The sequence below is a fragment of the Pseudomonas sp. WT-JTC genome, assembly GCF_056711565.1.
Genome location: NZ_CM160042.1, coordinates 1863335 through 1882789 on the forward strand (window position 1 = coordinate 1863335; position 19455 = coordinate 1882789).

Genomic DNA, 19455 nt, shown 5'->3' on the forward strand with positions numbered 1-19455 from the left:
GGCTTGCTATAGGGTCAGTAATCGGAACAGGGCGATCTTGTTGATCTCCGCCAACGCGCACTTGAACTCGGTGTCGACCGGGTTGTGGATGCGCGTTTCGAACGCTGCGAGGATCTGATGCCGGTTGCTGCCTTTTACCGCCATGATGAAGGGAAACTTGAACTTGGCCTTGTAGGCGTCGTTCAGCTCGGTGAAGCGAGAAAACTCTTCGGCCGTGCATTGGTGAATACCGGCGCCGGCCTGTTCATTGGTGCTGGCTTCGGTAAGTTGGCCCTGGACGGCGGCTTTGCCGGCCAGGTCCGGGTGAGCGTTGATCAGGGCCAGCTGACTGGTGTGATCGGCGCTCAACAGGATGTCGCTCATGCGCTGGTGCAGGGTTTCGATCTCGTCGATCGAAGCGTCCTGGCCCAGGTCGAAGGCTTTCTCGGCCACCCATGGCGAATGTTCGTAGATGTCGGCGAAAGCGGCGACGAAAGCATCGCGGCTCAGGGTCGATGGTTTGACGGTTTGAAAGGTGCTCATTTGGCAGCCCCTGTGTACGGGTGGGTTTCGTGCCAGTGGCGCGCGATGTCGACGCGACGGCTGAACCACACCTGTTCATGACTTTTAGCGTATTCGATAAAGCGCTTGAGCGAAGCCAGACGCGCCGGACGGCCGATCAGGCGGCAGTGCAGGCCGATCGACAGCATCTTCGGTGCCTCGGCGCCTTCGGCGTAGAGCACGTCGAATGCATCCTTGAGGTATTCGAAGAAGTCGTCGCCCTTGTTGAACCCCTGGACCTGGGTGAAGCGCATGTCGTTGGTGTCCAGGGTGTACGGGATCACCAGGTGCGGCTTGCCGGTCGGGTTGTTCGGTTCCCAGTAGGGCAGGTCGTCGTCGTAGGTGTCGCAGTCGTAGAGGAAACCGCCTTCTTCCATCACCAGGCGACGGGTGTTCGGGCCGGTGCGGCCGGTGTACCAGCCCAGCGGGCGTTCACCGGTGATTTCGGTGAGGATGCGGATCGCTTCGAGCATGTGCTCGCGTTCCTGGGTTTCATCCATGTACTGGTAATCGATCCAGCGATAGCCGTGGCTGCAGATCTCGTGGCCGGCATCGACCATGGCGCGGATCACGTCCGGGTGACGCTGGGCGGCCATGGCCACGGCGAAGATGGTCAGCGGAATGTCGAATTCCTTGAACAACTTCAGGATCCGCCACACGCCGGCACGGCTGCCATACTCGTAAAGGGACTCCATGCTCATGTTGCGCGCGCCTTGCAGCGGTTGCGCAGAAACCATTTCCGAGAGGAACGCTTCGGACTCTTTGTCGCCGTGCAGGATGTTGCGCTCGCCACCTTCTTCGTAATTGAGTACGAACGACAGGGCGATTCGGGCATTGCCCGGCCAGTGTGGGTGCGGAGGGTTACTGCCGTAACCGACCAGGTCGCGTGGGTAGTCAGCGCTCACTGCAGGCTTCCTTCTTATTCGATGATGACGGTTGGTGTGACGCAGCTGAAGATTGAATGGCAGGCTGGCGTCACAGCGATGGGCTGATTGTATACAACTTTATATTCACTTTGTAAGCCTGAATTTTCGCATTTTTCACCGGCCGTCATCTTTTACTGCGATTGGCGTGAGCCTGCAAGAAATCTGCCTGACTGGTCAGTAATTTGATGAGGGGGTCATAGGCTGTGCGGTTTGGCCAGAAATCGATGCTAAATGCGCCGGTGGCAGGGATTATGGGAAAAATGTCGTTTTTATTGTGTACAATTTTTTTGAAAAGTGTCTTAATCAATCGCTCGCCGCAGCTTTTCGTGCTCCGAATCGGTGCGGTCTCCTTTTCAACTGACTTCGGGAGGCGCGAAGTCTGACTGCTCCACGCAGGCAGGCGCGCAGAATCAATGGGACGTTTGACTACACACGTTTTGGACGCAGCACACGGTTGCCCGGGCAGCTCGATCAAGGTTGAGTTGTACCGCGTTGAAGGTTCGCAGCTGGAATTGGTCGCCACTGCTATCACCAACAGCGATGGCCGTGTCGATGCACCGCTGCTGCAAGGCGATGACTACCGCACCGGGGTCTATCAGGTTCAGTTTCATGCCGGCGATTACTACCGCGCCCGTGGCGTCAAGCTGCCGGAGCCGGCTTTCCTGGATGTCGTGGTGCTGCGTTTCGGCATCTCCGCCGAGCAGGATCACTACCACGTGCCGCTGTTGATTTCGCCTTACAGCTATTCCACCTATCGCGGCAGCTGATCCCCCAAGCAGCTGCTGCACCCTGGAAGCGACTGCGCATATAGCTTCTTTGGTCTTTCGCCCGCTCACACTGCGGGCTTTTTTTCACCTTGCGAAAATCGGTGCCTGTGATGCCGTCTTCGCGAGCAAGCCCGCTCCCACACTGGATCATCTTCGAACACAAATACCCTGTTCACTGAAGATCAACTGTGGGAGCGGGCTTGCTCGCGAAGCTTTTGCTGTTAGCGGCTCAACAGAGACGCAGCACCCGCGCCACTGAACAAGCCCGCACTGATCCTGTTGAACCAACTCTGCCCCTTGCCGCTGCGCAGATACCGCGCCGCACCATGGGCGCCGAGGCCATAGGCCAATTTGCACAGCAGGTCGAGCAGGGTCCAGGTCGCGATCATCACCAGCAATTGCGGCAGGAACGGCTGTTCGGCACTCAAGAACTGCGGCAGGAAAGCGGCGAAGAACAGAATGTCTTTCGGGTTGCTCGCACCCAGCATGAACGCACGCCCGAACAGTGCACGAAAGCGTGGCACCGCTGCTGCCTGTGGCACTTCAGCGCCGTGGGACGGCTGGCGCGACTGCTGCCAGCTCTGCCAGGCGAGGTAGAACAGGTAAAGGGCGCCAAGAATCTTCAGGGCGCTGAACAACTGTTCCGAAGCCAACAGCAACGCACCCAGGCCCAACGCCGAAGCACTCAACAAGCAGATCGAGGCCGATACGCCGCCAAGAAAGGCCGGACAGGAGCGGCGCAGGCCGTAATTCAGGCTGTTGCTGATCATCAGCAAAGACAGCGGCCCCGGGATCAGGATCACTATCAGCGCAGCGCCGCTGAACAGCAGCCAGGTTTCCAGACTCATCACTTTCCTCCATTTGCACAAAAGCCCCACCCGACGGGGTGAGGCTGTTTTCAAGCCGGTACGGCGTGTGGTTTACAAGAAGATGAACTTGGCGATGAAGATCGCGCAGAGCACCCACAGGCTGACCGAGATTTCCTTGTACTTGCCGGTGCCGGCCTTCAGCGCCACGTAGGTGATGAAGCCCAGCGCGATACCGTCGGCGACCGAGAAGGTCAGCGGCATCATGATTGCGGTGACGATCGCCGGAATGCTGTCGGTCGCTTCGTCCCATTCGATGTGGGCCATGCCGCCCATCATCAGCATTGCCACATAAATCAGTGCGCCAGCGGTGGCATAGGCGGGAATCATGCCGGCCAGTGGTGCGAAAAACATTGCCGCAATAAATAGCACACCCACGGTGACTGCGGTAAGACCAGTCCGACCACCAGCGGCTACACCGGCAGCACTTTCCACATAGCTTGTCACTGGTGGAACACCCACCACTGCACCGAATACGCTGGAAGCACTGTCGGCTTTCATGGCGCGGGAAAGGTTTTCGATCCGGCCATCAGCGCCCACCAGGTTGGCGCGCTGGGCAACCCCCATCAAGGTGCCGGCGGTGTCGAACATGTGCACGAATAGGAACGCCAGGACCACACTGATCATGCTGACGTTGAACACGCCGGCGACGTTCATGGCCATAAAGGTCGGAGCCAGGCTCGGCGGGGCCGACATGATGCCCTCGTAGTGCACCAGCCCAAGGCCCCAGCCGGCGAGGGTCACGGTGATGATGCTGATGAGGATCGCGCCGAACACCTTGTGGTAGCTGAGGATGGCGATCATCAGGAAGCACACGGCGGCGAGCAACGGGCCGGGTTCGCGCAGGGAGCCGAGCTTGATCAGCGTGGCCGGGCTATCGACGACGATACCCGCGGTTTTCAGGCCGATCAGCCCCAGGAACAGCCCCACGCCTGCGCCCATGGCGAAGCGCAGGCTGACCGGGATGCTGTTGAGCAACCATTCGCGGATCCGCGAGAACGTCAGGATCATGAACAACACACCGGAAACGAACACCGCACCGAGGGCGGTTTCCCAGTTGTAGCCCATGGTGCCGACCACGGTGTAGGTGAAGAAGGCGTTCAGCCCCATGCCCGGTGCCAGGCCGACTGGCCAGTTGGCGTACAGGCCCATCAACAGGCAACCGAGTGCGGCGGCGATGCAGGTGGCGACGAACGCGGCACCGTGATCGATCCCGGCGTCGGCCATGATGTTGGGGTTGACGAAAATGATGTAGGCCATGGTGATGAAGGTTGTCAGTCCGGCAATCAACTCGGTCTTCACCGTGGTGCCATGCAAGCTGAGTTTGAACAGGCGTTCCAGCAAGCCATTGCGTAATGGCGGCGAGAGTTCCAGCGTCGATGCTTCGGATTTGCGGCTTTCCACAGCGAATACTCCTCAAGAGTTTTATTGTTATTTCCAGGGCCGGACCCATGAGGGTGGCAGCGGCCCTTTGAGGCACTTGCGAATTTGTTGACCGCTTGGTCAGGAACTCGCACGAGGTGGATTATGCTTTTGTATACAAAGAAAGCAAATAATGTTTTTGATTTTGTAGACGAAATATTTGGCAATAGGGATATATCGCCTATTCTGGCCTCTTCGTCGGAACGCCGCCCGGAGTAAGCCCGCTCCCACAGGGGGGAATGCGGTCGCCTGTGGGAGCGGGCTTGCTCGCGAAGGCGTCGGTTCAGCCACTACAAATCCAGCAGATTGAATACTCAGTCTGCCGACAACTGGCCTTTCCCCAACGCGAGGTTCACCGCCAACCACCCATTCACCGCTGTCTCCCCAGCCTCGGCAAACACCCGCTCGAGCAATTTCACCTGCTCGCGGCGCAACGACTGTTCGAAACGAGCGCCGTCATCGGTCAACTCCAGCAGCCGCTTACGCTTGTCCGACTCGGAAGCGACGCTGTCCACCAGATGCATTTCCACCAACTGACGCAGCGGCATGTTCAGCGCCTGCTTGCTCACCCCGAGCAATGCCAGCAGCTCCTTGACGCTCAGGTTCGGATAGCGGGCGATGAAAAACACGATGCGCTGATGCACCCGACTCAGGCCACGACGTTCGAGCATTTCATCGGCCTTGGCGGTGAAGGCCTGGTAGCCGAAGAAAAACGCTTCCATGGCTTGTTGCTGGGAAAGCGGGTTTTTAAGGTCAAGCATATTGACGTATCCATTCGATCAAGCGTAATTTCGGTCAACAAGTTTGACTCATTTTCCACATGCCTCGCTACCGGTGATCCCATGGCTTTTTCCGAACGTGTCTCGCGCCTTAAAAGTTCTTTGATCCGTGAAATCCTCGCCGCGGCCCAGCGTCCGCAGATGATGTCGTTTGCCGGTGGCCTGCCAGCCGAAGCCATGTTGCCGAAAGTCGAATGGGCCGACATGCCGCTGTCCATCGGTCAATACGGCATGAGCGAAGGGGAGCCGGCGCTGCGCGAAGCGTTGGCCGGCGAAGCGCGAGCGCTGGGTGTGCCGTGCGAGGCCAGCCAGGTGCTGGTGGTCAGTGGTTCACAGCAGGCCCTGGACCTTGCCGCCAAGCTGTACATCGACAAGGGCACCGAGATCCTGCTCGAAGCGCCGACTTATCTGGCTGCGTTGCAAATCTTCCAACTGTTCGGCGCCGATTGCCTGACCGTGCCGCTGGAGGCCGACGGGCCGAACCTGGTGGAGCTTCGCGCTCGCCTGGAACAACACCGCCCGGCCTTCATCTACCTGATCCCGACCTTCCAGAACCCATCGGCCGTGCGTTACAGCGAATCCAGGCGCGATGCGGTGGCGGCGTTGCTGGATGAATTCGGCGTGACGCTGATCGAAGACGAGCCTTACCGCGAACTGACCTTCGACGGTGGCAGCGCCACGCCGATTGTCAGTCGCTTGAAAAAAGCCAGCTGGATCTACACCGGCACCGTGTCGAAAACCCTGCTGCCGGGTTTGCGCGTCGGCTTTCTGATCGCCAGCCCTGACCTGTTTCCCCATCTGTTGAAACTCAAGCAATCGGCGGACCTGCACACCAATCGGGTCGGGCAGTGGCAGGCACTGCAATGGATCGGCAGCGAAAGGTACCGGCAACACCGCAGTGAGTTGCGTGATTTTTACCGTGGGCGTCGGGATGCGTTTCAGGCGGCACTGATCACGCATTTCTCTGATCTGGCGGACTGGAACGTGCCGCAGGGTGGGCTGTTTTTCTGGCTGAAACTCAAGCAGCCGCAGGACACCCGCACCTTGCTCGACGCCGCGTTGGCCAATGACGTGGCGTTCATGCCGGGCGAGCCGTTTTTCCCCGAGCCGAATAACCATCCGGGGTATCTGCGGTTGAACTTCAGTCACATCGACCCGGTGCGGCTGGATGAGGGGCTCAAGCGGTTGGCGGCGGTGGTGCGTGCGGCACAGGCTGCAAAGGCAGCCTAGAAACAAATAAACCGGCCAATGGGCCGGTTTATTTTTGTCTGAAGTTTGCGGTGCCTGTGCCGGCCTCTTCGCGAGCAAGCCCGCTCCCACAGTTGATCGCATTCCCCCTGTGGGAGCGGGCTTGCTCGCGAAAGCGTCCGTCAGAGCACTACATAACCATCAGGCTGCAGCGAAACGCTTATCCAGATAATCAATGATCACCTTGGACTCATACATCCAGGTAGTCTGGCCATTCTCTTCGATACGCAGGCACGGCACCTTGATCTTGCCGCCTTGCTCCAGCAGGGTCTGGCGATCCTGTTCGTTGTTCTTCGCATCGCGAAGGGCCACCGGCACATTCAGGCGGCGCAGGGTACGGCGGGTCTTCACGCAGAACGGGCAGGCGTGGAATTGATACAGGGTCAGACCCTTGGCGGCGGATTCGACCTGGGCCTGAGCGGCGGCAGGGCGCTTTTTCTTGCTCGGGCGCGTGATGAAGTCGATGAAGATGATCAGTTGGCCAAGGCCGACACGAAGCGCTTTTACGAACACGTTGAAAGCCTCACGGTGCAAATGAATAAGGGCGCGCAGCTTACCTGATTTTTTACGGGCGAAAAAAAACCGGCGATGAACGCCGGTTTTCTTCGTGCCGCGAATTACTTGATGAGGCTGAGGAATTCGCTGCGGGTGGCTGCATTCTCGCGGAACTCACCGAGCATCACCGAGGTGATCATCGTCGAATTCTGCTTCTCCACACCGCGCATCATCATGCACATGTGCTTGGCCTCGATCACCACCGCAACGCCCAGGGCGCCGGTGACTTGCTGGACCGCATCGGCGATCTGGCGGCTGAGGTTTTCCTGGATCTGCAGGCGGCGGGCGTACATGTCGACGATGCGCGCCACCTTCGACAGGCCCAGGACCTTGCCGCTCGGGATGTAGGCGACGTGAGCCTTGCCGATGAACGGCAGCAGGTGGTGTTCGCACAACGAGTACAACTCGATGTCCTTGACCAGCACCATTTCGCTGTTGTCGGAGCTGAACAGGGCACCGTTGGTGACCTCTTCCAGTGTCTGTTCATAGCCGCGGCAGAGGTACTGCATGGCTTTGGCGGCACGCTTGGGCGTGTCGAGCAGGCCCTCGCGGGAGACGTCCTCGCCCAGTTGGCCAAGGATCGCGGTGTAATTCTGTTCCAGGGACATGAAACTACCTGTGGGATTTTACGCAAAGGGCAAGGGTACGGTGGCGGACACGACGCTGCAAGCGTGGCGCATCAGCTTTACTCGTCGCGACCTTCCATCATGGTGCGTTTGAGCATGACGTAAACCGCTCCGGCACCGCCGTGTTTCGCCTGGCACGAGGTGAAGCCGAGCACCTGTGGATGCTGGCGCAGCCAGGTGTTGACGTGGCTCTTGATCATCGGCCGCTTGCCGTCCAGGCGTACCGCCTTGCCATGGGTGACGCGCACGCAGCGGATTTCGAACCGGGTTGCCTCGGCCAGGAACGCCCAGAGGGTTTCCCGGGCCTTTTCCACGCTCATGCCGTGCAGGTCGAGGCTGCCTTCGAACGGAATCTGTCCGGTCTTGAGCTTGCGCATCTGGCTTTCCTGCACGCCATCACGTGCCCACATCAGCTCGTCTTCAGGGCCGACGTCGATGACGAACTGATCGGACAGCCCGTCAACGGTGGTGGATTCGGTACGCACGCTGGCCGCCTGACGCAGCTTGGCAATCTGCGCGCGGTCAGCCTTGGGTTTGCCGGTTTCGGCGCGATCGTGCTTGATCGGCTTGACGCCTTGGAGCGCGCTCTTGAACAGGGATAAATCGTCGTCTTGCATGTCAGCCTCCGCGAAGGGCGGCCAGTTTACCCAACTCGAAGCGAATCGGGCGCGACAAAAATGCGCGCGACGTTTGGCTCAGTCGTGTTTTTTCATCAGGTGCGGGGACATGGCCAGTTCCCGCGACTGTCGCGAGCGACGACGGCAACGGCGCCACAGCCAGACCCCGAGGTACAGCACGAACAGGCCGATGACCAGGATCACGGCAGCCCCGGTGCGGCTTGTGTTCAATTCACCCAGGGCAGGTGCGTGGCCGAGCAGGCTGGCGGTACCGGCCATGGCGAGCAACACGCCGCACATCGCCAGCAATGCCGCGAACGTCGCGCCGATTCGAAAACGCCAGTTTTTTTGGCCTTTGGGCCGCAAGCGGCGAGCGTCAAAACCATCGGATAACTTCATTCCGACCTTCCTCAATGGGTATCGGCCCTTCGACCGGGAGTTGACCGGGATGTTCCTGAGGCTAAGACAATTATGGCAAATGAGAGATTTTTGCGGATGAGCGGCGTATCAGGCCGCTCATTGAGCGTCGATCAGATCAGTTCACAGGTCAGCGCGAGGGTGGCGAAGTTGTCGCCCATGATCGCCATTTCCGTCTGGTGAACGTGTTCGGCACTGAGCACTTTGCCCTTGTAAGGCAGGTCGCGGGTGGCGCAGGCGTCTTCCACCAGGGTGCAGCGGAAGCCCAGGTTCTTGGCCGCGCGCACCGTGGTGCTGACACTGGAGTGGCTCATGAAACCGCAGACGATCAGGTCGAGGGCGCCGAGGTCTTCCAGGCGTTTTGCCAGTTCGGTGCCGTGAAAGGCGCTTGGCAACAATTTACCGATGACGGTTTCACCACTCTGTGGCTCCAGGCCCGCAATGAACTCACCACCTACGCCCTGGGGGTTGAACAACCCGCCGAGTGTGCCAAGGTGGCGGACATGCACGATCGGTCGGCCGGCTGCACGGGCAGCGGCGAGCAATTGCTTGATGTTGGCGACTGCTTCATCCATGCCACTCAGGGCCAGGGGACCGCTGAGGTATTCTTTCTGGGCATCGATGATGACCAGCGTTGCATGGCTCAGATTGGCCGCTGCATAACCGCGGCCGCTGAGTTGAAACATCGTTTTTGGAACGGACATTCTGGGGCTCCTTGGAGTGGGGCTTTTGCGACATTGTCCTCTGGCTGAGCGGTTCTGTGAATCGCTACGATCGTAGGTGCCGTCGTTGCTGGCCTGTAGCCTTGTCAATAGTCGCATTTTGTTCAATAGCCAGGCGAAAAAACGGATAACTCCTACAGTTGAGTCGGAAGTTTTCCCGCGTCGTCGTGGCGCCGTTTGACTGGTAGAATCCCCCGTCGATTTTTCTGGAGTTTGCCGTCGTGATCACTTCCCGCCTTCGCACCCTGCGTGACCATATCCGTTGGGCTGTCAGCCGCTTCCATGGGGAGGATCTGTTTTTTGGCCATGGTACCGACAACGCCTGGGACGAAGCCCGTCAGTTGGTGTTGGGTGCGTTGCACTTGCCTTGGGAAATCGCCGACAGTTACCTCGACTGCAATCTGGAAGACGACGAACTGGTCCACCTGCAGAACTTGCTCAAACGTCGTATCGAAGAACGGGTGCCTACCGCGTATCTGCTGGGCGAGGCCTGGTTCTGTGGCATGTCGTTCATCGTCGATGAGCGCGTGCTGATCCCGCGCTCACCCATTGGCGAACTGATCGAAAATCGTTTTACGCCGTGGCTGGCTGCCGAGCCGGCGCGGATTCTCGACCTGTGCACCGGTTCCGGTTGCATCGGCATCGCCTGCGCCTACGAGTTCCAGCATGCCGAGGTGGTGTTGGCGGACCTGTCGTTCGAAGCGCTGGAAGTGGCTAACCAGAACATTGAGCGCCACGGCGTCGATCAGCGCGTGTACACGGTGCAGGGCGACGGTTTTGACGGCTTGCCGGGGCAACGTTTCGACTTGATCGTGTCGAACCCGCCCTACGTCGATGCCGAAGATTTTGCCGACATGCCGGACGAGTACCAGCACGAACCGGAACTGGGCCTGGCCTGCGGTGACGACGGTTTGAACCTGGTGCGGCGCATGCTTGCCGAAGCGGCGGATCATCTGACCGAGAAGGGCCTGCTGATTGTCGAAGTGGGCAACAGCCAGGTGCACGTCGAGGCGTTGTACCCGGAAGTCGACTTTGCCTGGCTGGAGTTCGAGCGTGGCGGCCATGGCGTGTTCATGCTGAGCGCGCAGCAGTGCCGGGAGCACCAGGCGTTGTTCGCTTCTCGCGTCTGACCTTTTGTAGGAGCGAGCGAGCTCGCTCCTACAAAGATTAGCCATTACCGATGCGTGGCAATCCAGATCAGCAACCCCGCCTGAAACACCGCAAACGCCACCAGGCAAGTAATGGTAAAGCGCAGCCCGGCGTCTTCGCGTTTGTATTTGCTGACTTTCTCTTCGTGTTTCTTGAGTTTGACTTCCTGCTCGGCCAGGTTCTGCTCGGCTTGCTGAAGCATCTGCGCCGCCTCGAGAATTTCCACGACCTGCAGTTTTTCGCTGTTCCAGTCGCCAGTCAGGTCGCTGAGCTGGACCGGCTTGACGCTGCCTTTCAAATGCTGGGCATCGGCATACGCCACGTCGAAACCGTGCACGCGCAAAAAATGATCGCGGCGCAGGCGGGTGTCTTCGTTCAGCGCATCCTTGTTGTTCAGGTCAAAGCCGTCGACGGTATAGGTCGGCCAGCGCTTCTTCGCCCAGTTGATGCCCTGGGCCGCCAGGAACCGGCCAATGCCACGGTTCAGCGGTTCAACCTGCAAGCCGCTTTGCGGGCCGAAATGCACGCGCTTGTCGGCGTGATCGACCCACACGTCCAGATGATTCTGTTCCTTGCGTACGCGCTGGCCGGGCAGGGTGATGCTCATGCGCATCAGGCTGTGCTCCTTGTCGTTGCGCTCGGCATAGCCGAACTCGACAAATCGCAATGGGCGCCCGCCTGTGTTGCGGTCAGTCTGCAGCGGTGACAGACGGAGCATCTTGTGGTGCTCGACGTGGACGTCCGCCCAGGGCAGCTCGACCGCTGGCGGTGCGTCTTGTTCAGCGCTGGTGTCGGGTGAAGTCTGGGTGTCAGTCATAACGGCGAGATCCTGTCCAAGCTCGGCTTGTCGCCAACCAATGTGGTGGCGACAAAGGCTTATCGGCCGTTTTTTTCAAGACTGGAGGGCCAGGGGGCGTGAAAACTGGTTGAGAACGCCCCCTACAGCGGTCAACTGGTGCGAAGTCCGTCAATAAACCCGAGGATTCGCGTGCCCAGTTCTGCTGCCAGGGGTAATTGCGGGTCTTTATAGGAAGCCAGTTGGCGTTTGACGTCGTTGGGCACGATGCGCATGACGTGGTTCATGCCCTCGATCAGCGCCAGTTCGGCGTCCGGTTTGGCCGCCTTGAGCAGCCTTGCGTCATTGACGCCGACCTGGATGTCGTTGCTGCCCTGGATGATCAACGCCGGCATCGTCAGCTTGGCAAACGCTGCGGCCGGGTCCTGGCGGAACAGGGAAATCAGGTACGGTTGAACGCTCGGACGGAAAATGGCCTGCAACGGTGGCGGCACGTTGTCGTCGGGTTTCCCGGCCTTGAGGCTGTCGAGCAACTCATTGCTGCGCAGCATCAGCGGCGGTGGCAGGCGATTGCCCAGTTGCTGGCGGATGACCTGATCAACCGGTCTTGCGCTGCCCGAGACAGAAATCACCGCGTCGGCATCAATGCCGGGCGCTGCGAGGCTGGCGATCAAGGCACCCTCGCTGTGACCCAGCACAATCAGCTTGCCGAAACGCGGATCGGCCTTGAGCTTGTGGCCCCAGGCTTGGGCGTCGGCGACATAGGCGTCCACGGTCAGGTTGCGTTCATCCGGTGTGGCCGCCAGGCTCGCGGCAACACCGCGTTTGTCGTAGCGCACACTGGCGATGTTGTGTTTGGCCAGTACCCAGGCCAGCCGCTTGAGGCTGTCATTGCGCCCGCCGTCGGTGTTGTTTCCGTCACGATCAGTAGGGCCGGAGCCGGAAATGATCAGGACAACCGGCACGGGTTCGTCGGATTTTGGCAGCAACAGCGAACCGAAAAGCTCGCCGGTACCGGTATCCAGCGAGATCGGTCGTTGCAGGACGGTCGCCTGGGCGAAGCCGGAAATCAGGGTAAGGCTCAAGGCTAGAACTCGCAGCATCATCGCGCCATCATCAAGAAGATGCCGGTTGGACTCACAGGCACCCATAAGGTTCGAGGATGAACTACTTGGGTAGCCTGCGTATACTGGCGCGCATTACGTATTCAGGTTCATTTCACGGAGCGTCCTGCATGTCCGGCAATACCTACGGCAAGCTGTTCACTGTCACCACCGCTGGCGAAAGCCATGGTCCGGCGTTGGTCGCCATTGTCGATGGCTGCCCGCCGGGCCTGGAGATATCCCTGGAGGATCTGCAGCGTGACCTGGACCGTCGCAAGCCCGGCACCAGCCGCCACACCACCCAGCGTCAGGAAGCCGACGAAGTCGAAATCCTCTCTGGCGTGTTCGAAGGCCGCACCACCGGATGCGCCATCGGCCTGTTGATCCGCAACACCGACCAGAAGTCCAAGGACTACTCGGCGATCAAGGATCTGTTCCGCCCGGCCCACGCCGACTACACCTACCACCACAAGTACGGTGAGCGCGACTACCGCGGCGGCGGTCGCAGCTCGGCCCGTGAAACGGCGATGCGCGTGGCGGCGGGGGCGATTGCAAAAAAATACCTGGCGAGTCAGGGCATCGTCATTCGCGGCTACATGAGCCAGCTCGGGCCGATTGAAATCCCGTTCAAGACCTGGGAATCGGTCGAGCAGAATGCCTTCTTCAGCCCGGATCCGGACAAGGTGCCGGAACTGGAAGCCTACATGGACCAGTTGCGCCGCGACCAGGATTCGGTCGGCGCGAAAATCACGGTGGTCGCCGAAGGCGTGATGCCGGGCCTGGGCGAGCCGATCTTCGACCGCCTCGATGCCGAACTGGCCCATGCGCTGATGAGCATCAATGCGGTCAAGGGCGTGGAAATCGGTGCCGGTTTCGCCAGCGTCGCCCAGCGTGGCACCGAGCATCGCGATGAAATGACCCCGCAAGGTTTTCTCAGCAATAACGCGGGGGGCATTCTCGGCGGTATTTCCTCCGGTCAGCCGATCATTGCGCACCTGGCGCTGAAGCCGACGTCGAGCATCACCACGCCGGGCCGCTCCATCGACATCCATGGCAACCCGGTGGAAGTGATCACCAAGGGGCGTCACGACCCGTGCGTCGGCATCCGCGCCACGCCGATCGCCGAGGCGATGATGGCCATCGTGCTGATGGATCACCTGCTGCGTCACCGCGGGCAGAACGCCGATGTGCGTGTGAGCACGCCGGTGCTGGGTCAGCTCTGAATGGCTGACTTCACAGTCGCAGCCGTCTGATGGCGACTGCGGCGCTCCCGTACTGGCGGCTCTCCAGTTTCTATCTGTTCTATTTCGCCTTGCTCGGTTCTACAGCGCCGTTTCTGGCGCTGTATTTCGATCACCTCGGATTCAGTGCCGCGCGCATCGGCGAGCTGGTGGCGATCCCGATGCTGATGCGTTGCGTGGCGCCGAACATCTGGGGCTGGCTGGGCGACTACACCGGCCGGCGGCTGGCCATCGTGCGCTTCGGTGCGATGTGCACGCTGCTGACCTTTTCACTGATTTTCGTCAGCAAGACCTACGCCTGGCTGGCGATGGTCATGGCCTTGCATGCGTTTTTCTGGCATGCGGTGTTGCCACAATTCGAAGTCATCACCCTGGCACATTTGCAGGGGCAGACCTCGCGCTACAGCCAGATTCGCCTGTGGGGCTCGATCGGTTTCATCATCACCGTGGTCGCGCTGGGCCGGCTGTTCGAATGGCTGAGCCTGGACATCTACCCGGCGGCGCTGGTGCTGATCTTGGCTGGCATCGTGCTCAGCAGCCTGTGGGTGCCCAATGCCCAACCGGCGCCGGGCAACCGGGTGGCGGGGGAAGGATTCCTCAAGCAATTGCGCAGCCCCGGCGTGCTGGCGTTTTACGTATGCGTGGCGCTGATGCAGATGAGCCACGGGCCGTATTACACCTTTTTGACCCTGCACCTTGAGCGACTGGGTTACAGCCGTGGCGTGATCGGCATGCTCTGGGCGGTCGGCGTTGTCGCCGAGGTCCTGATGTTTCTGGCCATGAGCCGGATCCTCGCGCGCGTCTCGCTGCGCCGGGTGCTGATGGCCAGCTTTCTGCTGGCGGCGTTGCGTTGGCTGTTGCTGGGTTCGCTCGCGGAGTTTCTTTGGGTGCTGCTGTTTGCCCAGGTGCTGCACGCGGCGACATTCGGCAGCTTTCACGCCGCTGCCATTCAATTCGTGCAACGTAGCTTCGGTGCGCGCCAGCAAGGCCAGGGCCAGGCGTTGTACGCCGCACTGGCCGGCACCGGTGGCGCATTGGGCGCGTTGTACGCCGGTTACAGCTGGAACGCCCTCGGCGCGGCATGGACCTTTAGTATTGCCAGTCTCGCAGCCGTTGCGGCTGCCGTTATCATTGCCACATGTATGCAAGAGGACAGGCCATGAGCCTTACCCGTGAACACCTCGCCCAGGAAATCATCGACGCCGGGCGTTTTCTGTACGGCCGCGGCTGGTCGCCGGCCACCAGCAGCAATTACTCGACCCGCCTGTCGCCGACCGAAGCCTTGCTGACCGTGTCCGGCAAGCACAAGGGTCAACTCGGCATGGACGATGTGCTGGCCACTGACCTGTCGGGCAACAGCCTGGAACCGGGCAAGAAACCGTCCGCAGAAACCCTGTTGCACACCCAGCTCTACAGCTGGCGCCCAGAGATCGGTGCCGTGCTGCACACCCACTCGGTGAATGCCACCGTGCTGTCGCGCCTGACACCACAAGACTTCATCGAGTTCGAAGACTATGAACTGCAAAAAGCCTTCAGCGGTGTGACGACCCACGAATCCCGGGTGCGCGTGCCGATTTTCGACAACGACCAGGACATTGCGCGCCTGGCCGCCAAGGTGCAGCCTTGGCTCGACGCCCATCCCGATTGCGTCGGCTACCTGATCCGCGGTCATGGCCTGTACACCTGGGGGGCGCGCATGAGCGATGCCTTGCGGCAGATCGAGGCCTTTGAATTCTTGTTCGAGTGCGAGTTGAAGACGCGCTCGCTCTTTAACCGTAACGCATGAACCGTTAAGGAGTTGCCACGATGAGCAGCCTGTCCGTTTATCACGTCTCCAGCCCTGAAATGCCCAACAAGGTGCTGACCCATTTCGAAGACATCGCCTCGACCCTGGCCGAGCAGGGCGTGCGCTTCGACCGCTGGCAAGCGGCGGCGAAGATCCAGCCGGGCGCCACTCAGGAAGAAGTGATTGCCGCCTACCAGGAGCAGATCGACAAGCTGATGACCGAACACGGTTACGTTACCGTCGACGTGATCAGCCTCAACAGCGATCACCCGCAAAAAGCCGAACTGCGTGCCAAGTTCCTCGACGAACATCGCCACGGCGAAGACGAAGTACGATTTTTCGTTGCAGGCCGTGGCTTGTTTACCCTGCACATCGACGATTACGTCTACGCGGTCCTGTGCGAGAAAAACGACCTGATCTCGGTGCCGGCCGGTACCAAACACTGGTTCGACATGGGCGAACATCCGCATTTCGTCGCGATCCGTCTGTTCAACAACCCGGAAGGCTGGGTGGCCAACTTCACCGGCGAAGACATCGCCAGCCAATTCCCGCGTCTTGAGGACTGAGTCGATGCCGATCAAAGCGATTCTCACCGACATCGAAGGCACCACCAGCGCGGTGAGTTTTGTGTTCGACGTGCTGTTCCCTTATGCCGCCAAACACTTGCCGGCGTTTGTCCGTCAGCACGCCGAACGCGCCGACGTGGCAGAACAACTGGCTGCCGTGCGCCGCGACAGCAATGAAGCGAATGCTGACGTGGAGCGGGTCATCGGGATCCTGCTGGGCTGGATTGCCGAAGACCGCAAGGCCACGCCGTTGAAAGCGTTGCAGGGAATGGTCTGGGAGCAGGGCTACCAGGCCGGGCAACTGAAAGGCCACGTCTACCCCGACGCCGTCGAAGCGCTGAAGCACTGGCACCAGGACGGCTATCAACTGTTCGTTTATTCCTCGGGCTCGATCCAGGCGCAGAAGTTGATCTTCGGCTGCTCGGAGGCGGGGGATTTGACGCCGCTGTTCAGCGGCTACTTCGATACGACGTCAGGGCCAAAACGCGAGGCGCAGTCCTACGCCAACATCACCCAGGCGATCCAGGTCGAAGCGGAGCACATTCTGTTTTTGTCGGACATCGTCGAAGAACTCGACGCAGCGCGCGCGGCGGGTATGGCCACTTGCGGCCTGGCCCGTGAGGGCGGGGAGCTGGTGGGGCATGTCACTGTGGACAGCTTTGCGCGGATAAATCCTTCAGCCTTCTAAACACCGGACAACTTGTGGGAGCGGGCTTGCTCGCGAAGAGGGTGTGTCATTCAATGATGATGTTGACTGAAACACCCTCTTCGCGAGCAAGCCCGCTCCCACATTGGTTTTTTACAGCGAGTGATAGGTCGGCAGGGCAAACCGTTGCTGGCTTTGCAGCAGGGAAATCTGCGGCAGTTCACTGGCCTGTTCCGCGAGGTCGCGGCGAATCGCACTGATGACCCACATCAGTTGGTCGCCATTGTGCAATTGCTGGTAAGAGATCGAGCGCTTGAATTCTCTGCCGTCGTCGCTGCACAAGGTCAGCAGGATCCCGCCATCAGGGCGGTCCTGGGTAGTGACTGCGAAGTTGGAGAACAGGGACGAAAATTTTTCCTGGATAAGGCTCATGTCTTTCAGCTCCGTGATGACTTGAATGGCAAGCATGGGGAGGCTGTTGCAGCCTTTGTGCCAGTAAATTCAGTTGAGTAATATTGTTAAAAATCAATAAGTTAGGTTTTTCAGTGTTTTTTGCTTTCGTGCAATCTGCATGAATGGCCATCGTGCATCCTGCATTTTGCAGGTATGTCGGCGACTCGATGGAACCAATTGGCGTGCACGGGATCACCTTCGCGCAGCGCAGTCGCAGATCAAGATCGCGGATCAAGATCGCAGATACAAAACATTTCAAAAACCGCGTGTACAGCTCAAGAACCGTTGACGTATTTTCGGGCTCAGTCATCGCCGCCCGACAATAAAAAAACATCGAACGGGAGCAATCATGAGCCGTACGTCGAACGACACGATTACCTGGGGCATGATGCTCCGCAAGCTGCCTTCCATTGCCAAAGCCATCCCCCGGGTGGTGAAGGGCATGAAGGTCGCCAACGTCACGGACCCGACCCAGGCGTGTGGTTTGGGCTGGTGTTTCGAGCAAGCCACGTTGCGCAACCCGGATGGCCCGGCGCTGTTGCAAGACGACGTGAGGCTCAGTTACTCCGAGGTCAACCAATGGGCCAACCGCATTGCCCATCACCTGATCGGCCAAGGCATCTGCAAGGGGGATGTGGTGGCGGTCTTCATCGAGAACCGCCCGGAACTGCTGGTGACGATTCTGGCGGTGGCCAAGGTCGGCGCGGTCAGTGCGCTGCTCAATACCTCGCAGACCCGCGACACCCTGGTGCACAGTGTGAATCTGGTGTCTCCGGTGGCGATCATTGTCGGTGAGGAGTTGGTCCCGGCGTACCTGGCGGTTCGTGATCGGGTGTCGATCAAGGCTGACCGAACCTGGTTCGTCGCCGATCGGGACACTTCTCGCCAACCGGGTATCGCGCCTGAAGGTTTCATCAACCTGATGACCGTCAGTCTCGATGATGCCAGCGACAACCCGGCCAGCAGCCAGCAGATTTTCTTCGACGATCCCTGCTTTTATATCTACACATCGGGCACCACGGGGCTGCCCAAGGCCGGCGTGTTCAAGCATGGCCGCTGGATGCGCAGCTCGGCGAGTTTCGGCATGATCGCCCTGGACATGCACCCGGACGATGTCGTCTATTGCACCTTGCCGCTGTACCACGCCACGGGACTTTGCGTGTGCTGGGGGGCGGCCGTCAGTGGTGCCAGCGGGTTTGCCATCCGCCGCAAATTCAGCGCCAGCCAGTTCTGGAACGACGTGCGCAAGTACCGGGCGACCACCATCGGTTATGTCGGCGAACTGTGCCGCTACCTGGTCGATCAACCGCCCAGCGTCGACGACAGCCGGCACGAGGTGAAGAAGATGATCGGCAACGGCCTGCGTCCTGGAGCCTGGAACGAGTTCAAGACCCGCTTTGCGGTGAATCACATCTGCGAGCTGTACGCTGCCAGCGACGGCAATATCGGGTTCACCAACATTCTGAATTTCGACAACACCATCGGTTTCTCCCTGATGTCCTGGGAACTGGTGGCGTACGACCACGACAGCGGCGCACCGATTCGTGAAGCCAACGGCCTGATGCGCAAGGTCGCCAAGGGCGAGCAGGGGCTGTTGCTGGCAAAAATCTACGACAAGGCACCACTGGACGGTTACACCGATCCGCAGAAAACCGCCAAGGTCGTGCTTCACGATGTATTCGAGCAGGGCGACCGCTACTACAACACCGGCGATCTGTTGCGCAACATCGGCTTTGGTCATGCGCAGTTTGTCGACCGCCTGGGGGATACGTACCGCTGGAAGGGTGAAAACGTGTCGACCACGGAGGTCGAAAACATCCTCCTGAAACATCCGAGCATTTCCGAAGCCGTGGCCTATGGCGTGGAAATCCGCAACACCAATGGCCGGGCCGGAATGGCGGCGATTACCCCAGCCGAATCCCTGGCAACCCTGGACTTCAGCGAACTGCTGGCCTTCGCCCGTGAGCAAATGCCGGCTTATGCGGTGCCGTTGTTCCTGCGGGTGAAAGTGAAAATGGAAACCACCGGGACATTCAAATATCAGAAGACCCGCCTCAAGGACGAAGCCTTCGACCCGGGTAAAACCGGTGATGATCCGATTTATGCCTGGCTGCCGGGGACCCAGACCTATGTGCAGGTCACGCAGCAATTGTTGTCTGACATTCAGGGCGGCAAATACCGCTATTGAATCTGGCTATGGCGGCCCATGAGAAAAAACAAGTGACAGTGT

Annotated in this window: 22 protein-coding genes; 9 read left to right on the forward strand and 13 right to left on the reverse strand. The window is 59.7% G+C overall.

Annotation, left to right across the window (positions count from 1 at the left end):
- Window positions 1-6: 6 nt before the first annotated feature.
- Complete coding sequence (gene uraD / locus AC06G5_RS08430; protein ID WP_413427818.1) at window positions 7-522, reverse strand: 2-oxo-4-hydroxy-4-carboxy-5-ureidoimidazoline decarboxylase; 516 nt, start codon at window positions 520-522, stop codon at window positions 7-9.
- Window positions 519-1445 (reverse strand): allantoinase PuuE, encoded by a 927-nt coding sequence (gene puuE / locus AC06G5_RS08435; protein ID WP_413427819.1) that lies wholly within the window; start codon window positions 1443-1445, stop codon window positions 519-521. The genes uraD and puuE overlap by 4 nt, the downstream gene beginning before the upstream one ends.
- Before the next feature lie 434 nt (window positions 1446-1879).
- On the opposite strand from puuE, the gene uraH reads away from it, so the two are divergent.
- Window positions 1880-2233: a hydroxyisourate hydrolase gene (uraH, locus tag AC06G5_RS08440; RefSeq protein ID WP_085723219.1), complete on the forward strand. Its 354-nt coding sequence runs from the start codon at window positions 1880-1882 to the stop codon at window positions 2231-2233.
- Between the two features lie 221 nt (window positions 2234-2454).
- Here uraH and AC06G5_RS08445 read toward each other — a convergent pair whose 3' ends face one another.
- The 3 genes from AC06G5_RS08445 to AC06G5_RS08455 all read right to left on the reverse strand — a co-directional run bounded on the left by AC06G5_RS08445 (window position 2455) and on the right by AC06G5_RS08455 (window position 5282).
- Window positions 2455-3081: a LysE family translocator gene (locus AC06G5_RS08445; protein ID WP_413427820.1), complete on the reverse strand. Its 627-nt coding sequence runs from the start codon at window positions 3079-3081 to the stop codon at window positions 2455-2457.
- A gap of 72 nt (window positions 3082-3153) precedes the next feature.
- The gene (locus AC06G5_RS08450) at window positions 3154-4503 is read right to left on the reverse strand and encodes an NCS2 family permease (RefSeq protein ID WP_413427821.1); all 1350 of its coding nucleotides are present in this window, start codon (window positions 4501-4503) and stop codon (window positions 3154-3156) included.
- Between the two features lie 332 nt (window positions 4504-4835).
- Window positions 4836-5282 carry a MarR family winged helix-turn-helix transcriptional regulator gene (locus AC06G5_RS08455; RefSeq protein ID WP_413705402.1) on the reverse strand — a complete coding sequence of 149 codons (447 nt, stop codon included), beginning with the start codon at window positions 5280-5282 and terminating at the stop codon, window positions 4836-4838.
- A gap of 81 nt (window positions 5283-5363) precedes the next feature.
- Here AC06G5_RS08455 and AC06G5_RS08460 point away from each other — a divergent pair, with 81 nt between their 5' ends.
- Window positions 5364-6530, forward strand: a complete 1167-nt coding sequence (locus AC06G5_RS08460) for an aminotransferase-like domain-containing protein (RefSeq protein WP_413427823.1) — start codon at window positions 5364-5366, stop codon at window positions 6528-6530.
- Window positions 6531-6689: 159 nt separating this feature from the next.
- On the opposite strand, the gene AC06G5_RS08465 is transcribed toward AC06G5_RS08460, so the two are convergent.
- The 5 genes from AC06G5_RS08465 to AC06G5_RS08485 all read right to left on the reverse strand — a co-directional run bounded on the left by AC06G5_RS08465 (window position 6690) and on the right by AC06G5_RS08485 (window position 9467).
- Window positions 6690-7061: a glutathione S-transferase N-terminal domain-containing protein gene (locus AC06G5_RS08465; RefSeq protein WP_150724597.1), complete on the reverse strand. Its 372-nt coding sequence runs from the start codon at window positions 7059-7061 to the stop codon at window positions 6690-6692.
- A 104-nt stretch (window positions 7062-7165) separates the two neighbouring features.
- Window positions 7166-7711, reverse strand: coding sequence for a GTP cyclohydrolase I FolE (gene folE, locus AC06G5_RS08470; RefSeq protein ID WP_007988130.1), 546 nt, complete (start codon window positions 7709-7711; stop codon window positions 7166-7168).
- A 77-nt stretch (window positions 7712-7788) separates the two neighbouring features.
- Window positions 7789-8346: a Smr/MutS family protein gene (locus AC06G5_RS08475; RefSeq protein WP_413421935.1), complete on the reverse strand. Its 558-nt coding sequence runs from the start codon at window positions 8344-8346 to the stop codon at window positions 7789-7791.
- A gap of 78 nt (window positions 8347-8424) precedes the next feature.
- Window positions 8425-8745 carry a hypothetical protein gene (locus tag AC06G5_RS08480; RefSeq protein ID WP_413421937.1) on the reverse strand — a complete coding sequence of 107 codons (321 nt, stop codon included), beginning with the start codon at window positions 8743-8745 and terminating at the stop codon, window positions 8425-8427.
- Between the two features lie 131 nt (window positions 8746-8876).
- Entirely contained in the window at window positions 8877-9467 is a 591-nt protein-coding gene (locus AC06G5_RS08485; protein ID WP_413421939.1) for a cysteine hydrolase family protein, read from the reverse strand.
- A 239-nt stretch (window positions 9468-9706) separates the two neighbouring features.
- Here AC06G5_RS08485 and prmB point away from each other — a divergent pair, with 239 nt between their 5' ends.
- A complete protein-coding gene (gene prmB, locus AC06G5_RS08490; RefSeq protein ID WP_413705401.1) occupies window positions 9707-10615 on the forward strand; it encodes a 50S ribosomal protein L3 N(5)-glutamine methyltransferase in 909 nt (302 codons plus the stop codon).
- A gap of 44 nt (window positions 10616-10659) precedes the next feature.
- Here the strand turns inward: prmB and AC06G5_RS08495 are convergent, their stop codons facing one another.
- Window positions 10660-11451 (reverse strand): hypothetical protein, encoded by a 792-nt coding sequence (locus AC06G5_RS08495; RefSeq protein WP_480459239.1) that lies wholly within the window; start codon window positions 11449-11451, stop codon window positions 10660-10662.
- A 131-nt stretch (window positions 11452-11582) separates the two neighbouring features.
- Window positions 11583-12581, reverse strand: a complete 999-nt coding sequence (locus AC06G5_RS08500; RefSeq protein ID WP_480459240.1) for an alpha/beta hydrolase — start codon at window positions 12579-12581, stop codon at window positions 11583-11585.
- Between the two features lie 83 nt (window positions 12582-12664).
- Between AC06G5_RS08500 and aroC the strand changes: the two genes are divergently transcribed.
- Genes aroC through mtnC form a run of 5 tightly spaced genes read left to right on the forward strand, consistent with a single transcriptional unit; the run spans window position 12665 to window position 16814 of the window.
- A complete protein-coding gene (gene aroC, locus AC06G5_RS08505) occupies window positions 12665-13756 on the forward strand; it encodes a chorismate synthase (protein ID WP_015096109.1) in 1092 nt (363 codons plus the stop codon).
- A gap of 29 nt (window positions 13757-13785) precedes the next feature.
- Window positions 13786-14937 carry an MFS transporter gene (locus tag AC06G5_RS08510; protein WP_413421947.1) on the forward strand — a complete coding sequence of 384 codons (1152 nt, stop codon included), beginning with the start codon at window positions 13786-13788 and terminating at the stop codon, window positions 14935-14937.
- On the forward strand, window positions 14934-15560 hold the full coding sequence (locus tag AC06G5_RS08515) for a methylthioribulose 1-phosphate dehydratase (RefSeq protein WP_413421949.1): 627 nt from the start codon (window positions 14934-14936) through the stop codon (window positions 15558-15560). Before AC06G5_RS08510 ends, AC06G5_RS08515 begins: the two co-directional genes overlap by 4 nt.
- A gap of 20 nt (window positions 15561-15580) precedes the next feature.
- A complete protein-coding gene (locus AC06G5_RS08520; RefSeq protein WP_413421951.1) occupies window positions 15581-16126 on the forward strand; it encodes a 1,2-dihydroxy-3-keto-5-methylthiopentene dioxygenase in 546 nt (181 codons plus the stop codon).
- A gap of 4 nt (window positions 16127-16130) precedes the next feature.
- Window positions 16131-16814, forward strand: a complete 684-nt coding sequence (gene mtnC, locus AC06G5_RS08525) for an acireductone synthase (RefSeq protein ID WP_413705400.1) — start codon at window positions 16131-16133, stop codon at window positions 16812-16814.
- A 111-nt stretch (window positions 16815-16925) separates the two neighbouring features.
- On the opposite strand, the gene AC06G5_RS08530 is transcribed toward mtnC, so the two are convergent.
- The gene (locus AC06G5_RS08530) at window positions 16926-17204 is read right to left on the reverse strand and encodes a DUF3509 domain-containing protein (protein WP_413422093.1); all 279 of its coding nucleotides are present in this window, start codon (window positions 17202-17204) and stop codon (window positions 16926-16928) included.
- A gap of 370 nt (window positions 17205-17574) precedes the next feature.
- Between AC06G5_RS08530 and AC06G5_RS08535 the strand changes: the two genes are divergently transcribed.
- The gene (locus AC06G5_RS08535) at window positions 17575-19413 is read left to right on the forward strand and encodes a long-chain-acyl-CoA synthetase (RefSeq protein WP_480459241.1); all 1839 of its coding nucleotides are present in this window, start codon (window positions 17575-17577) and stop codon (window positions 19411-19413) included.
- Window positions 19414-19455: the final 42 nt, after the last annotated feature.